Source organism: Tenacibaculum sp. MAR_2010_89 (assembly GCF_900105985.1).
Classification (GTDB): domain Bacteria; phylum Bacteroidota; class Bacteroidia; order Flavobacteriales; family Flavobacteriaceae; genus Polaribacter; species Polaribacter halocynthiae.
On sequence record NZ_FNUB01000005.1, the window covers coordinates 1,716,446 to 1,732,259 of the forward strand.

A 15,814-nucleotide genomic window follows, 5' to 3' on the forward strand; every position below is an offset into this window, starting at 1 on the left:
TATAAAAATGCTTTTAATTTATACGCATAAGATTACTCCTAGGGTTAGATATACTTTTAAACACATCATAACCCGTGTATTACAAATACCTATAAGTTTTACAAATAAAGTTGAAGAATTTGTAGCACATAATGGACCTAAATTTTCATACACTAAAGTAGCATTAGGAAAAGAATTTTTTATTAAAAGTCACGATTTACTTTTTCAGCAAGGAATAAGAGATGTAGAAATACACATGCAAAAATGGAAAGGAGTTCCTTGTTTTTTCTTACAAGGAGACAAATCAAATATACCTTTTGATATATTTTCAGCAAGCTTTTATTTAATTACTCGTTATGAAGAATATTTACCTCATATAAAAGATAAACATGGACGGTTTGAAGCAGCAGAAAGTATAGCTTTTAAATATAAGTTTTTAGAAAAACCACTTATTGATATTTGGTCGTACATGTTTTTAGAAGAATTGAAACAACGTTTTCCTGAATATAAATATAGTTCAAGAAAATATAGTTTCATTTCTACAATTGACGTTGATAATGCTTTTGCATATAAACATAAAAGTTTTGTTAGAACTGTAGGTGGTTTTTTTAAAGATGCATATCAGTTAAAAGTTTTTAATTTATGGGATAGGTTTAGTATTCGTTTTAATATTAAAAAAGATCCATTTGATACATTTCAGAAAATTATTGATTTAAAAAAACAACATGATATAAGAACGCTTTTCTTTTTTTTAATAGCTGATTATACAACATTTGACACTAATGTTTCTGCTTCAAAAACTAAATTTAAATTATTAATTAAAAACATGGTAGACTATGCAAGAGTAGGTTTGCATCCTTCCTATTATACAATGAATGATTTAGCGATGCTAAAAAAAGAAAAAGAACGATTGGAAGCTATAACCAATATGCCTATTAAACGATCAAGGCAACATTATTTACGTTTTTCATTGCCTGATACTTACCAGAAACTAATTGATTTAGAAATAGAGGAAGATTATTCAATGGGGTATGCAAGCCATGCAGGATTTAGAGCAAGTACTTGTACACCATTTTATTTTTACGATATTGATTTTGAAATACAAACACCATTAAAAGTTTTTCCTTTTGCTGTTATGGATACTACGTTAAATGATTATATGAAATTAACTCCTAAACAAGCTCTAGGTAAAATTAGAGATTTAAAAAATGAAGTAAAAAGAGTAAATGGTGTTTTTATAACATTGTTTCATAATGAAAGTTTAAGTGGGTATCAACGTTGGAGAGGGTGGAGTAGGTTGTATGATTCTATGTTAAAAATAGTAAAAGCTTAATGATTTCATTCGTAAAGAGAAAAGATCTAGAGATAGAAAAGTATAATGATTGTATTATTAATTCTCTACAATCAAATGTATTCGGGTTTTCTTGGTATCTAGATATAATAGCTGATGATTGGAGTGTTTTAGTATTGAATGATTATGAAGCTGTAATGCCGTTGCCTTTTAGAAAAAAAGCTTTTATTAAGTATGTTTATCCACCTTTTTGGTTAATTCAACTAGGTATATATTCAAATGAGGTTGAAGATGAAAACGAGTTTTTAATAGAACTCTTTGAAAACTTTAAATTTGTCGAATTACGTATGAATTCCATGAATTCGTTTAGCATGTTTTCTGTTTTTCAACAAGAAAAAAGAATACAAGTTTTATCGTTAAAACAAGATTATGAGATTATTTATACTAATTACAATAGAAATAGAAAAAGAGAATTAAAAAAAGCTGTGATTCATGACTTAAACGAATGTTGGAGTGATTGCCCAACAGTTTTAATTAACTTATTTAAAGAAAACGTAGGTAAACGTGTAAAAAAAATTTCTGAAAAAGATTATGATAGATTACTATCATTAATGCAGGTTTGTATTCGTAAAAAAGTAGGTGAGCTTTTAACTGTTTATGATATGGATAATAGAATTGTTTCTGGAGCTTTTTTTTTAAAACATAAAAAAAGAGTAACTGAATTGGTTTGTTCTTCTGATTTTAAAAATCGGAAAAATGGGGCTAATACATTTATGAATGATAGAGCAATCTATAAATATTCAAGAAATTTTGATGTTTTTGATTTTGGAGGTTCTTCTATGAAAAACATTGCTAATTACTATAAAAGTTTTGGAGCAGTTGATGAGAAATACATTCAATTGTATTATAATGACTTACCCAAATTTATTAAGTTTTTTAAACGGTGAAATTGTTTCTTTTATAATAATAAACAAAAGTAAGAAAGGAAGTTATTCCTGTAAACCACATTAATAAGGCTGAAGTTATTGCTGCTCCTTTAATACCTAATTTGGGTATTAAATAATAATTAGAAATTATATTTATACATAGTGCAGTTAAAGTTATATAATAGTTTGCTTTTATTTTTCCAATAGAAGATAAAAGGTTACCAAAAAGACCTCTAAATATCAAAATTCCACATACACCTATATTCAAAATAAAAAAACTCTCCCTGTATTGAGTAAAACTTGCATCAAAAAAAGTTAAAGTTATTTCATCAAAAAGATGAAAAAAGATAACAAAACCTATACTAATGACTGAAAATAATAACATATAACTTTTTATATAGTTATAAATGTATTTTTTTTGAGTGATTTTTTCAGTAAAAGAAACAAAGTCTGTAGTAATAAAAACTCTAGGTAAAAATAAAATACTAAAAGGTATTAAGGATATATATCTATAAGCAGTAATGCTTTCTGGTTCTTCTAAAAGATAACCAACTAATAAAATATCAATAGCAAAAAGTAACATGGTAGCTACATTAGCTAACCCTCCAAAAAAACCGTATTTCCAAAACTCTTTATTAATAAAAGAAGGTTTTTCTATTCTTGTTTTTAATTGAATATTTATTTCTTTTCGGAATACAAAAACAGTAATGATAGGTGTAGTTATTAAGGCAGTGATATATCCATTCTCTTGAAAAAAGTAGCAAAATAAACTTACAGTAACTATTAAAAGTGAATTGTATATGATTTCGCAATAAGCAACTACTTTATTTCTATGTTCCAAACGTGCTTTTATTTTAATGACTTCAAATAAAAAGAGAGGAATGAAAATTAAAGAAAAAATACTTAAGTAATGCCCTGTTTTAAATAATTTAAAAGGAAACAAAAAACCTATAGAAGCAATTATAATTGAAAGAACTCCAGAAGCAATAACACCTTTTTTTAATACATAATAGAGGAGGGATTTTTTGTCTTTGTTATTATTTGTTAGTGCTCCATAACGTATATAACTTTGATGCAATCCAAAACCTATAAATGGAATTAAAAAAGTAATAATATTCCAAGAAAATAATACTAAACCTAGCTCTTTGTTTGGTATTAACTGTAAAGCAATCCAAGAGGTTAAAAAAGAGAATATTCTTGCTATTATAGTTGCTGTAAATATATAGCCACCTGAACGATTTAAAAAACTTTGTATGTAGGTTCTAATTAAATTCAATTTAATGCTTTTTCATATAGTTTAGAGAATTGATTAGCAATACTGTTATTACTGAAGTTTTCTTGAGCATATTTATACATTTTTTCTGTATTGTTTTTTGGAAAACGGTATATATATATTAATTTTTCTAGTAATTGATCTTCGTTTTTTGGTTCAATTAAAAATCCGAATTTATTGGGGAAATACTCAGAAATACCACCAACATTTGTACTAATTACTGGAGTAGCACAAGCAAAACTTTCCAGAATAACGCATGGTAAGTTTTCATAGTTGCTGAATAATACAAAAACGTCAGCTTGTTGTATGTAGTTTATAACCTTAAAATGAGGAATATGATCAATAAAATCTATTTTATGACTAATTTTTAATTTATCAGCTAGATCTTTATATTTTAAAGAATTTTCTCCAATTAAAATTAATTTGAAGTCAGTAACCGTCTTATTTAATTCAGTGATGGTTTTTATAATACCTGACACATTTTTATGTGAATCGAGCATGTTTGAAATATGAACAATAGTAAATTGTTTAGTTGCTATTTTTAATGGGAAAAATAAATTAGTATTAACTACATTAGGTACTTTTAGATACTTTCCTATTAAATTTAAGTTTAACATTGAATGTTTTAAATCATCAGAAACTGGACAAATATAAGAGGCCTGTTTTGCTATAATTTTAGATAAAAATAATTCAATATTTGAAATTTTTTTTGCTAAAGGCATATGATAGCCTGTCCAATGCTCAGAAATAACAAACTGCTTTTTTTTAACCCATTTTAAATACAATGCTAATATTCCGAAAGGAAATAGTTTGTTGAGGTGTACTATGTCAAAAGTACCAATTCTCTTTAATAAAATTATGAAAGCATTATAATATCGAATTATTTTTATAATAGGATTTTTACTGGGTTTTATATAAGCTATGTGTGTGTGAATTTCATTAATCGATTCTGAGAAAATTTCAATATTTTTATTTAGAGATGCGTCTGAAATAATGTGTAAAACAGAAACTTGATGTTTTAAGCTCACAGCTTCTGCATGTCGCTGAATAAAATCACCATTATTAGGCAGAACCCTTGAGGGGTACCATCCACATAAAAAAAGGATATGAAGTTTACTTTTTGTCAAAATTTTACAGTAAAATTTATGCTAAAATAGTTTTTTTAATCATAAAACCCTTTAAATTTGAAGCATGACGAATATTAAGCATCTTTTTTTTGATTTAGATCATACATTATGGGATTTTGAAAAAAATTCTGAGTTAACTTTTAAGCAAATATTTAAAGAACAAAGTATAACCCTTGATTTTACAGAGTTTATTAAAATATATTCTCCTATAAATTTTAGTTACTGGAGATTATATAGAGATGAAAAAATTTCAAAATCTAGTTTGAGATATAAAAGACTCAAAGATACTTTTGATGCTTTAAATTATGTGATTACTGATGAATTGATTAATTTAATAGCAGAAGATTATATTAAATATTTACCAAACTTTAGTCATTTGTTTGAAGGAACAATTGAAACGTTAGAATATTTAAAAAAACAATATCAATTACATATTATAACTAATGGCTTTGAAGAAGTTCAACAATTAAAGATGAAAAAATCAGGTATTTCTAAATATTTTGATATCATTGTAACTTCAGAAAGTGTTGGTGTTAAAAAACCAAATCCTAAAGTTTTTAAATTTGCTTTATCTGAAGCAGAAGCTTTACCACAAGAGTCTATTATGATTGGAGATAGTTATGAAGCTGATATAATGGGAGCATTGAATACAGGGATGAATGCAATACATTTTACTGAAGAAAAATCCAAAGGAAATGATGTAACTAGTGTTAGTTCATTATTAGATTTAAAGCAATATTTATAAAAAAATAACGTTGAAGTTTAACCTACTATACTAATTATGATGAAACAAAGTTTGTTTAAAGTTATTAGCTGTGCATTACTTATTTTTTTTACATCTTGTGTAAAAGATTTAGATTTTGATCAAGCACAGAATTTTGAAATATCACCAACATTTGTAGCTTCATTGGCGTATACAAAATTGGAGCAAACTACTTTTGTAAGCCCAACAGGTACAGAAATTACACGCATAACTGATACTTCGAATTTTTTCGTTTTTGAAAATTCTGTAACTGACGATTTAGTAAAGATAGATGTTGATTTTGAAATTGACAATCCTTTTAATAGAAGGTTTACATTAGATTTTAGGTTTTTGGATGGTGCAGGTACTGAAACATTTAGATTACGACAAGTAGCTGTTCCTGAAAATACTCTAAATTATAAGTATAAAGAAGAAATTGACTTGAGTGTTAATAACAGTATTTTAAACTCTAAAAGGATAGAAGTAATATTAGAATTGCTTCCAAGTTCAGATGGGTCTATTATAAATATCAACGAGCGTAAAGTTTTTACTTTTAAATCAGCAGGAACCTTTTATTTTAAAATAAACTAATGAAAAAGTTATTAATTATTTTAATAACTCTTTTTGGAGTTATGTCTAATTCTTATGGTCAAAACAAACAAATCTTGTACGGTTTTGATGAAATCCCTCAAACATTATTACTAAACCCAGGGGCAGTAACAAATTATAAGTACCATGTTGGAATTCCATTAATGTCAAATATATCAGCCAATGTTGGTATAACAGGTGTTACTTTAGCTGATGTATTTAGAAATGACGGTGTTGATTTTACTACTAAATATAGAAATGCTCTTAATAAACTATCAGAGAATGACTATATACAAGTAAATTCTCAAATAGAAGTTTTAAATGGAGGGTATAAATTAAATGAAAGAGATTATATTACAGCAGGTTTTTATACTGAAATGGATGCTTTTGCTACTATACCTAAAGATATTTTGAGTTTAATAAACGAAGGAAATGCTTCAAATGTAAATAGAAGTTTTTTGTTATCTCAAGCATCTGTAAAAGCTGAGTTTATTGGGGTTTTACATTTTGGTATTTCAAGAACCTTAAATAAAAAACTAACAGTTGGAACTAGATTGAAAATTTATTCTGGAGCAGTAAATGTAACTTCTACTGGTAATACTGGAAGCTTTACAACTAGATTAGGGCAAAATAATATTTATTCTCATTATTTAAATAATATAAATATATCAGGAAATAGTTCTGGTATTTATGATGAGAATAATGAATCAAATCTTTCTGCTGGTACATTATTAGGTAGAACTTTCTTTGGAGGAAATTTAGGATTAGGAGTAGATATTGGATTTACTTATAAACTAAATGATCAAACAGAAATCACTGCAAGTTTACTAGATTTAGGATTTATCAGTTATTCTCAAGATGTAAGAAATGGAACAATGATAGGTGATTTTGTTTTTTCTGGAATTGAATTTCAATACGATGCTACAAATCCTGATTATTGGGGAGATATAGACAATGAGTTTAGACAACAAGTTCCAAGAGCAGAAAATAAAGAGTCATATACAGTAGCAAGACCTATAAAATTTAATAGTTCTATTAAACATAGTTGGGGTAAATCTAGAAGAGAAGAAAATTGCCATGATATATCATATAATGACTATTTTGATAATGCTATTGGTGCTCATATTTTTTCTGTTATAAGGCCAAATGGACCTAAGTTTGCTTTAACAGGTTTTCTTGAAAAAAGACTATTTGAAAGTATAAAAGGTAAAGTAACATATACTATTGATGATTTTTCTTATAGTAATTTAGGAGTAGGGCTTTCTGCAAAATTAGGAAAAGTTAATGTATTTGGAATGGTAGATAATTTGTTTAAAATTACCGATATTGCTGATGCTAATCAAGCTTCATTTCAAGTTGGAGTAAATTTAATTTTTAAGTAATGAAAAAAGTATTTTTTGTTTTATTTTTAGTAACAACAACAGTATTTTGTCAAAAAAAGGTGAATAATTACAAATATGTAATAGTTCCTACTAGGTTTGATTTTTTAAAAAAAGAAGATCAGTACAAAGCGAATTCCTTGACAAAATTTTTATTCAAAAAATATGGTTTTACTGTTTTCTTAGATAATGAGAAACTACCTAAAGAATTAGGAGATAACAGATGTTTAGCATTAACAGGTACTATTAAAGATGATTCAGGAATGTTTACTGTTAAGAGTATTGTTCAGTTAAAAGATTGTTATAATAATATTGTGTTTTCTTCAAAAGTAGGGAAGAGCAAGTTAAAAGATTATAAAAAAGGATATCATGAAGCTATCAGAGATGCTTTTAAGTCTGTTCAAGCTTTAAAATACAAATACAATTCTGAAGCAATTAAGGTAGTAGATATTTCTAAAAAAGAAGTAGTAACTCCAATTGTTAAAGAAGTAAAAGTTGTTGATGCAGTTAAAACAATAAATATTGAAAATAACGTTTTATATGCCCAGCCTATAAATAATGGTTTTCAATTAGTGAATACAAAACCTGAAAGGGTTTATGAAATTTTAAATACGAGTGTTAAGGATGTTTTTGTTTTAAAAAATAAAAAAGGTATTCTATTTAAAAATAAAGACAAATGGATAGTTGAGTACTATGAAGATACTACTAAAGTAGTTAAATACTATTCGATTAAGTTTTAAGGTTAGAGTTTTCTAATATTTATACTTGTCCTTCCAACGTTGTTTTAATAATTCTCTAAATTGATTTTCACGAGAATTATTACCAGGTTCATATAATTTAGTGCCTTTTATTTCATCAGGTAAAAATTCTTGGTTTACAAAGTTTCCTTGATAGTTATGGGAGTACTGATAATCTTTACCATAATTTAAATCTTTCATTAACTTAGTTGGAGCATTTCTTAAATGTAAAGGAACAGATAAGTCACCAGTTGTTTTAACTAAGTTTTGAGCTTCACCAATAGCCATATATGAAGCATTACTTTTAGTCGAGTTGGCTAAGTATACTGCACATTGACTTAAAATAATTCGAGACTCAGGGTTTCCTATAATTGAAACAGCTTGAAAAGTATTGTTGGCTAAAATTAAGGCAGTTGGGTTTGCGTTTCCTATATCTTCTGATGCAAGTATTAATAATCTACGAGCAATAAACTTTACATCTTCACCACCTTCTATCATTCTTGCTAGCCAATAAACAGCAGCGTTTGGATCACTACCTCTGATTGATTTTATAAATGCTGAAATAATGTCATAATGTTGTTCCCCTGTTTTATCGTATTTAGCAGTGTTTTTTTGAATGTTTTTTAAAACTAATTCATTTGTAATCTCAATTTTATCTTCTGCAGCAACGAGTAATTCAAATATGTTTAATAGTTTTCTTGCATCTCCTCCAGAAACTTGCAATAAAGCATCCATCTCTTTAAGGGTAATTTCTTTACTAGAAATGAGATCATCTTCTACCATCGCTCTTTTTAATAAAGAAATTAAATCATCTTTATCAAATGAATTTAAAATATAAACTTGACATCTTGATAATAGGGCAGGTATAACTTCAAAGCTAGGGTTTTCAGTAGTTGCTCCAATAAGGGTAACCCAACCTTTTTCTACAGCAGCTAACAAAGAGTCTTGTTGAGATTTACTAAAACGATGAATTTCATCAATAAATAGAATAGGATTTTTTTGAGTGAATAGACCACCACTTTTTTTTGCTTTTTCAATTACTTCACGTACATCTTTAACCCCAGAACTAATAGCGCTTAAGGTATAAAAAGGCCTTCCAGATTCATTAGCTATAATATTTGCTAGAGTAGTTTTTCCAATTCCTGGGGGTCCCCATAGAATTAAAGAAGGTATTATTCCTTGTTTTATATGGTTAGTTAAAATACCTTGTTTACCTACTAAATGTTGTTGGCTGATGTAATCATTCAGTGATTTTGGTCTTATGCGTTCTGCTAATGGCTGGATCATTATAGAAGTTTCCTATTTAATTTCAAAGTTAACAATATTTGTAATAATTTGATTGGTTCGATTTAATTATAATAATTACTATTATATGTCATTATTTCAGGTATGTTTATTTGGAAGTGTTTTTGCTATTTTTATGATATGAATGATAAAGATGAATTAAAAGGCTCAAATAGTTTATTTTTAATCCCATTAAGTTTTGTAATCTTAATATGGCTTGTCTATTGGGTTGAAATTAAATTTGGTTTTAATTTTAATAAGTATGGTGTTTTTCCAAGAACCTTAAAAGGTGTTAGGGGGGTAATACTATCTCCATTTATACATAGCGATACAAGTCATCTATTTAATAATTCAATACCTTTATTTGTATTATCATCAATACTTTTTTTCTTTTATAATAAAGTTGCTGACAAAGTTTTAATTTATGGTGGTTTACTTACAGGTATTCTCACATGGTTAATAGCAAGAGAAGCACATCATATAGGAGCTAGTGGTATTGTTTATTTACTTTTTAGTTTTACTTTTTTTAGTGGTATAATAAAAAAACATTTTAGATTAATAGCAGTATCCCTAGTTATTATTTTTCTATATGGTAGTATGGTTTGGTATGTCTTACCAATTAAAGAAGGAATGTCATGGGAAGGACATTTATCAGGTTTTTTAATAGGAAGTATTTTTTCATTTATTTTTAGGAAAGAAGGTATTGTTAAAGAAAATTTTCAGTTTTCTAAAACTGAATTTGATGAAATGTTTGACGATGAAGGTAATTATTTACCACCTGAAATTATTGATCAAGAAGAAATAGAAAGCTTAAAAGAAATTAACTATAAATATATTTACATAGAAGAAGAATAAAATAAAAGCGTTATCAGAAATAAAAAACAACCTTAATTCGTTCAATTAAGGTTGTTTTTTATTTCTGATAATTAGGTTACATACTTTATAAACGTTGTCTTACAGTTTCATATAAAAACGCACCACAAGCAACAGATACATTCAGTGATTCTATTTCACCTAGTAATGGTAATTTCGCTTTATAATCTGAAAGTTTTAGAACAGAATTACTAACTCCTTTATGTTCTGATCCCATTATAATAGCTAATGGTTGATTAAAATTGATGTCATAAATAGAATCTTCTGTTTTTTCAGTAGCAGAAACTATTTTAATATCTGCAGCTTTTAATTGAAAAATAGCATCTTTAATATGATCAACCTTACAAATAGGTATCTTAAATGCTGCTCCAGCTGAAGTTTTTATTGTTTCGGCATTCACAGGTGCACTACCTCCTTTTTGAATTATTATTCCATGAACACCTGTACATTCAGCAGTTCTAATAATAGCTCCGAAATTTCTTACATCTGAAACTTGATCTAACAATAGAAATAAAGGTTTATCTGTATTTTCAAGAGTAGTTTCTATTAAGTTTTCTAGATCATGGAATTCTACAGGTGAAATTTTTGCAACAGCACCCTGATGATTACTATGTTTAGAAAGTCGGTCTAACTTTTCATTAGGCACAACACTAGTAGAAATTTTATTCTTTTTTACTAATTTTTCTAATTGAAAAAATAGATCACCTCTTAATCCTTTTTGAAGGTATACCTTATTTATTGATGAACCACTTTCAATTGCTTCAATAATTGCTCTAATTCCAAAAATTACTGTGTTTTCTTCCATGGTGCAAATGTAGTTAATTTATAGTATAAAAAAACCACCTCTTTTAAGAGGTGGTTTTATTTATTTTAAAAGATAAAAAGGATTATCTGTTCGTGTTAACACTATCATCGATAGCATCATTTGCATCGATTTCAGCCTGAGGAACTTTTAAGAAAAATCTTTTATCATCAGCAGTTAAAGAAGCTGAAGTCATAATTCTTTGGTTACCAGTTCTTGTAATACCTTTTCTGTATCTTTTTGCATCGAACCATTCAACACCTATCTCAGCATATAACTCTTTTCTTCTTTCAACAAGAATTTCATCAAGTAAAGCTTGTCCAGTATTAGATGATTTAACAGCTAAAGGATCTCTTTGAGATTGTAAAGCAAATAATAAATTGTGAGCTCCGGTTGGGTCACTATTATGGTATTTAGCTTCAGCTTCAACTAATAACATTTCAGCTGTTCTAATAATTGGGTGATCAGAATCAAACTTGAAAGTAAACTTTCTAGTTACGTAGTTTCTATAATCAGTAGCTGGAACACCATAAGCTCTAACAAATATGTTTCTAACATCACTTGGGCTAAATAAAGCAACAAAATCGTTGTTTATGAAAGTACCAGAATATGATAATACATAATGATCAGCATGTGCGTGAGGAGCTCCCCAATAATAGTTAGATTGGTCAGTACTTTGTGCGCTACCCCAAATCCACTCAGAATTTGAAATATCGTTAAATCCAGCATTATAGCTACCATTTAAAACACTAGCAGGAGAACCACCACCATAAGCCATTCTAGCTGCATTTTCTGCACCAGTCCAGTTATTCATAGTTTGGTATACTCTCGCTAAAATACCATAAGCAGTATTCTGGTTGATATAAGATTTAGCTAACCTACTTGCATCTAAGTTTTGAGTAGCATATACTAAATCATCAACAATTATTTTATACATATCTTCTAAAGTACTCATTGGTTTACCTACAGTAGATAAGTCTGTATAAATAGGAGGTGCTGGTAAAGTTTTGTCATACGTATAAGTATGTTGAAACTCCATAGCTAATTGAAAGTAAAAGAAAGCTCTAATTGCTCTACCTTGACCAACGATTTGCTTTTTATCTGTTGCAGATAAATTTGAAGCATTAGCTCCATTAATTAAAGCGTTAGCTTGGTTAATCATGTAAAAAGGATATTGCCAAGCAAAACGAGTTCTTCTGTATGTAGGCTCTCTGTTATCGTTTTCATAATCAAATGTAAACCAGGTGTTACGTTGAATAATATCATTACCTTTTACAGTTCTTGCATAGTAAATAGAGTTAACTCCAGCAGCATCAGTTGAAGTAAATTGCCCTCTAAATCTTCTCATGATACCAGAAACAAACGCATCTGCTCCAGCTCTTGAACCAAATACTACTTCATTAGTTACCGAAGCAGTTGGTTTAGGGTCATTTAAAAAATCATCATTACAGCTAACCATAGCAACCGCTACTACCAGTAATGTGACGAAACGTGTTAAATTTTTTTTCATCTTTTTAATGTTTTTATAATTCTAAATTAATTCCAAAAGAATAAATTCTTTGATTAAAAGATCTACTATTTGTTGTACCCGCTAAACTTTGTTCAGGGTCAATACCTTTATGACTCTGGAAAGTTAGTAAATTGTCCCCTTGGAAATAAATTCTGAATCTACTTAATCCAGCTCTTTCTACAACATCTGTTGGCAAAGAGTATCCAAGTGTTAAAGCTTTAACTCTTAAATAGTCGTTTTTAAATAAAAACCTATCAGATTGAGCACTAAAATCATTATTACTAGCTTGTAAACGAGGAATGTCAGTAACATCTCCAGGGTTTTGCCAACGATTTACTAAGTCAGGTGACGCAGCTCTACCTAAGTTTTCAAAACCACCCATTAAACCAGCGTAAGTTGAGTCATATACATAACTACCTAAACTAAAGTTCATTAAAATGTTTAAATCCCAGTTTTTATATTTAAAAGAGTTTGTTAAACCACCAACGATATCTGGTAAAGATTCTTTACCTGTTTGATACCTTGTAGCAACACTATAATCATTTGTAGTTACTTTGTTACCATTAGCATCATCTCTGTACCATAAAGCTTCTCCAGTAGCAGGATCAACACCAGCATATTCACGGATAAAGAATTCATATAGAGAATTTCCTACTTTCCATAATTTTGTTCCGTTAATGAATTGATCTTGAGTTAATTCAAGTATTTCATTTTTCTGGAATGTTAAGTTTAAGTTTGTATTCCACTCAAAATTGTCATTAACAATATTTTGAGAGTTCAAGTTAACCTCAACCCCTGAGTTACCAATAGAACCAGCATTAGTTCTAATGCTTGAGTTACCAGTAGAGAAAGGTAATGGAACATCATATATTAAATCGATAGATTTTTTGTTGTAATATTCAACACTACCATTAATTCTGTTGTTAAGTATACCAAAATCTAAACCAATATTTGATAAAGAAGTTTTCTCCCAAGTTAATACAGGATCAGATACAGAACCTAAAACAACTCCTGTGTTAGCTAATTCATTCCATCCAGTATTAAATAACGATAAATATGGGAAATTTCCAATACCTCTATTGTTACCTAATTCACCATAAGAACCTTTTAATTTTAAGTAGTTAATAATATCATTACCCTCTAAGAAAGATTCGTTTGATAATATCCATGAACCACCAACAGAGAAGAAATCACCCCATCTAACTGATTCATCAAATTTTGTAGAACCATCACGTCTGTATGACCCTTCAAGGTAATACTTTTCATTATAGTTATAAGAAAGTCTACCTAAATAAGATTCTAATCTTTCTTCATTGATAAATCCACCAACATTTTCTGGAGTTGTACTACCATCTAATACTTGTACGTTTGGTAAAAATCCAACACCTTGAGCATTTAAACCTTCAGTTTTTAATTTGTATGCCTCTTGAATTAAACTAGCAGAAAGACTATGATTTCCAAATGTCTTAGAATAATTTAAAGCATTAATAAAGTTAAGAGTAGAAGTAATATTTCTATTTTGTGTAACTCTACCACCAACATTAGCAGCAAATCCAAATTCATTATGAACATATGCATAAGAATCAAAAATTACTTTTTCAAAACCTAAAGTAGATCTAAAGTTTAAATCTTCAGTTAAGTTAAATTGAATATGTCCATTAGCCTGTAAGTTATCACGCTTATTAACATTGATATAGTTAAAAAGAGCACCATACCCATTTTCTCCTTCAAAAACAGCTCTTGTTCCGTTTACTGCTTGACCTGCAGTATTACCGTAATCAAAAATTTTATTTCCTTTGTTATCTAATACAAATTGACCGTTTGCATCTCTTCTGTATACAGGGTATAATGAAGAAACACTTGTTGTCCATTGTGTAGCAGCTTGGAAAGAATTTCCAGATTGTGTAGGGTTATTTTGGCTTGACGTAGAATAAGAAGTATTGAAACCTAATTCTAACCAATCTTTTAACTTACCTGAGTAGTTTAACCTTGTAGTAACACGTTCAAAATCAGATTTTGAAATTGTACCTTCTTGATCTAAGTAATTAACTGAGAAGAAGAAACTAGAAGTTTCACTACCACCAGATGCAGTTAAACCATGCTCTGTTCTAATAGCAGAATCATTAAATAATAAAGCTCTCCAATCAGTATCCCATAATTTGTTAGATGTAACAAGGTTACCATTAGCATCTACTGGATTTGGAACACTTGGTCCGTAAGGGTTGTAACCAAGACCAGATACTAAACTATTAGATGCGTTAGTTCCAGCTAAAGCTGCAGATTGACCATTTACATACTGATTAGTATTTCTAATTGCTTCCCAAGTATATCTAAACTGATCATCAGTACTCATTAACTCATGAGGCTTAACAGCTTGATTTGCGAAACCAACAGAAGATCTAACAGTTACTCTTGTAGGTGCATTAAATTTACCTTTCTTAGTAGTAATTAAGATTACCCCGTTTGAACCCCTAGATCCATAAAGAGCGGTAGAAGCAGCATCTTTTAATACTGTCATAGACTCAATTTGATCAGAACTAATAGAGTTAATGTTACCATTATAAGGAGTACCATCTAAAACGATAAGTGGAGAAGCATCTGCATTAATCGAAGCTACACCACGAACACGAATCGTTGGGTTATCACCAGGTTGACCCCCAGCAGAAATAATATTTACCCCAGGAACACTACCTTGAAGTGCATTGGTAACAGATACTACTTGTTGCTTTTCTATAATCTCATTATTTAAAATAGAAACCGAACCTACAATAGCTTTTTTACTTTGAGTACCATATGCTACAACTACAACTTCATCAAGAAGATTGTCATTTTGTAACGTGATATCAATTCTATTTGAAGATCCAACAACCTTTTGAGCAGTTTTCATTCCTACAAAGCTAAAAACAAGAATATCACCTGTTTTAACTTTTAAAGAATAATTACCATCAAAATCTGTCTCAGTACCATTTGTGGTACCTTTCTTTAAAATAGTAACCCCAGGTAAAGGACCAGATTCATCTGAAACAGTACCTGAAATGACTTTATCTTGCGCATAGGTAACATGAACAAGAAACGCTAACAAGAGCGTTAAAATTCCATTAAACTTTGTTCTCATTATATAATTATTTGAATTAATTAGTCGCTAAAATTTTAATTTATTCTTAAAAAAACAACTTTTTTAACAAAAACTATCTAGCAGAAGCCTTTATTTTATTGAAGATTTTATAAAATATTTAAAGATTTAAACTAATTTTTTTAATAATTATTAATTAGTGAAAAGGAAGATGTGTGTTTCTTATGGTG

13 protein-coding genes are annotated in these 15,814 nt (G+C 28.7%); 7 read left to right on the top strand and 6 right to left on the bottom strand.

What is annotated here, in order from left to right; genetic code table 11:
* Nucleotides 1-7: 7 nt before the first annotated feature.
* Together BLV71_RS11080 and BLV71_RS11085 are read left to right on the top strand one after the other, a co-directional pair.
* Nucleotides 8-1,312 (top strand): polysaccharide deacetylase family protein, encoded by a 1,305-nt coding sequence (locus BLV71_RS11080; RefSeq protein WP_093870610.1) that lies wholly within the window; start codon nt 8-10, stop codon nt 1,310-1,312.
* A complete protein-coding gene (locus tag BLV71_RS11085) occupies nt 1,312-2,217 on the top strand; it encodes a hypothetical protein (RefSeq protein ID WP_093870611.1) in 906 nt (301 codons plus the stop codon). Before BLV71_RS11080 ends, BLV71_RS11085 begins: the two co-directional genes overlap by 1 nt.
* On the opposite strand, the gene BLV71_RS11090 is transcribed toward BLV71_RS11085, so the two are convergent.
* Both BLV71_RS11090 and BLV71_RS11095 read right to left on the bottom strand, forming a co-directional pair.
* Entirely contained in the window at nt 2,207-3,472 is a 1,266-nt protein-coding gene (locus BLV71_RS11090; RefSeq protein WP_093870612.1) for an MATE family efflux transporter, read from the bottom strand. The genes BLV71_RS11085 and BLV71_RS11090 overlap by 11 nt on opposite strands.
* Entirely contained in the window at nt 3,469-4,596 is a 1,128-nt protein-coding gene (locus BLV71_RS11095; RefSeq protein ID WP_093870613.1) for a glycosyltransferase family 4 protein, read from the bottom strand. Before BLV71_RS11095 ends, BLV71_RS11090 begins: the two co-directional genes overlap by 4 nt.
* A 64-nt stretch (nt 4,597-4,660) precedes the next feature.
* On the opposite strand from BLV71_RS11095, the gene BLV71_RS11100 reads away from it, so the two are divergent.
* The 4 genes from BLV71_RS11100 to BLV71_RS11115 are packed head-to-tail and all read left to right on the top strand — an operon-like array spanning nt 4,661 to nt 8,045.
* Nucleotides 4,661-5,341, top strand: a complete 681-nt coding sequence (locus BLV71_RS11100; protein ID WP_093870614.1) for a YjjG family noncanonical pyrimidine nucleotidase — start codon at nt 4,661-4,663, stop codon at nt 5,339-5,341.
* A 36-nt stretch (nt 5,342-5,377) separates the two neighbouring features.
* Nucleotides 5,378-5,929 (top strand): hypothetical protein, encoded by a 552-nt coding sequence (locus tag BLV71_RS11105; protein WP_093870615.1) that lies wholly within the window; start codon nt 5,378-5,380, stop codon nt 5,927-5,929.
* Nucleotides 5,929-7,308 carry a DUF5723 family protein gene (locus BLV71_RS11110; RefSeq protein WP_093870616.1) on the top strand — a complete coding sequence of 460 codons (1,380 nt, stop codon included), beginning with the start codon at nt 5,929-5,931 and terminating at the stop codon, nt 7,306-7,308. The genes BLV71_RS11105 and BLV71_RS11110 overlap by 1 nt, the downstream gene beginning before the upstream one ends.
* The gene (locus tag BLV71_RS11115; RefSeq protein WP_093870617.1) at nt 7,308-8,045 is read left to right on the top strand and encodes a hypothetical protein; all 738 of its coding nucleotides are present in this window, start codon (nt 7,308-7,310) and stop codon (nt 8,043-8,045) included. Before BLV71_RS11110 ends, BLV71_RS11115 begins: the two co-directional genes overlap by 1 nt.
* 12 nt (nt 8,046-8,057) lie before the next feature.
* Here BLV71_RS11115 and BLV71_RS11120 read toward each other — a convergent pair whose 3' ends face one another.
* Entirely contained in the window at nt 8,058-9,329 is a 1,272-nt protein-coding gene (locus tag BLV71_RS11120; RefSeq protein ID WP_093870618.1) for a replication-associated recombination protein A, read from the bottom strand.
* Nucleotides 9,330-9,467: 138 nt separating this feature from the next.
* Between BLV71_RS11120 and BLV71_RS11125 the strand changes: the two genes are divergently transcribed.
* Nucleotides 9,468-10,181 carry a rhomboid family intramembrane serine protease gene (locus tag BLV71_RS11125; protein ID WP_093870619.1) on the top strand — a complete coding sequence of 238 codons (714 nt, stop codon included), beginning with the start codon at nt 9,468-9,470 and terminating at the stop codon, nt 10,179-10,181.
* A gap of 85 nt (nt 10,182-10,266) precedes the next feature.
* Here BLV71_RS11125 and rlmB read toward each other — a convergent pair whose 3' ends face one another.
* The 3 genes from rlmB to BLV71_RS11140 all read right to left on the bottom strand — a co-directional run bounded on the left by rlmB (nt 10,267) and on the right by BLV71_RS11140 (nt 15,626).
* On the bottom strand, nt 10,267-11,004 hold the full coding sequence (rlmB, locus tag BLV71_RS11130) for a 23S rRNA (guanosine(2251)-2'-O)-methyltransferase RlmB (protein ID WP_093870620.1): 738 nt from the start codon (nt 11,002-11,004) through the stop codon (nt 10,267-10,269).
* Between the two features lie 82 nt (nt 11,005-11,086).
* Nucleotides 11,087-12,511: a RagB/SusD family nutrient uptake outer membrane protein gene (locus tag BLV71_RS11135; protein WP_093870621.1), complete on the bottom strand. Its 1,425-nt coding sequence runs from the start codon at nt 12,509-12,511 to the stop codon at nt 11,087-11,089.
* A 13-nt stretch (nt 12,512-12,524) separates the two neighbouring features.
* A complete protein-coding gene (locus BLV71_RS11140; RefSeq protein WP_093870622.1) occupies nt 12,525-15,626 on the bottom strand; it encodes a SusC/RagA family TonB-linked outer membrane protein in 3,102 nt (1,033 codons plus the stop codon).
* Nucleotides 15,627-15,814 lie beyond the last annotated feature (188 nt).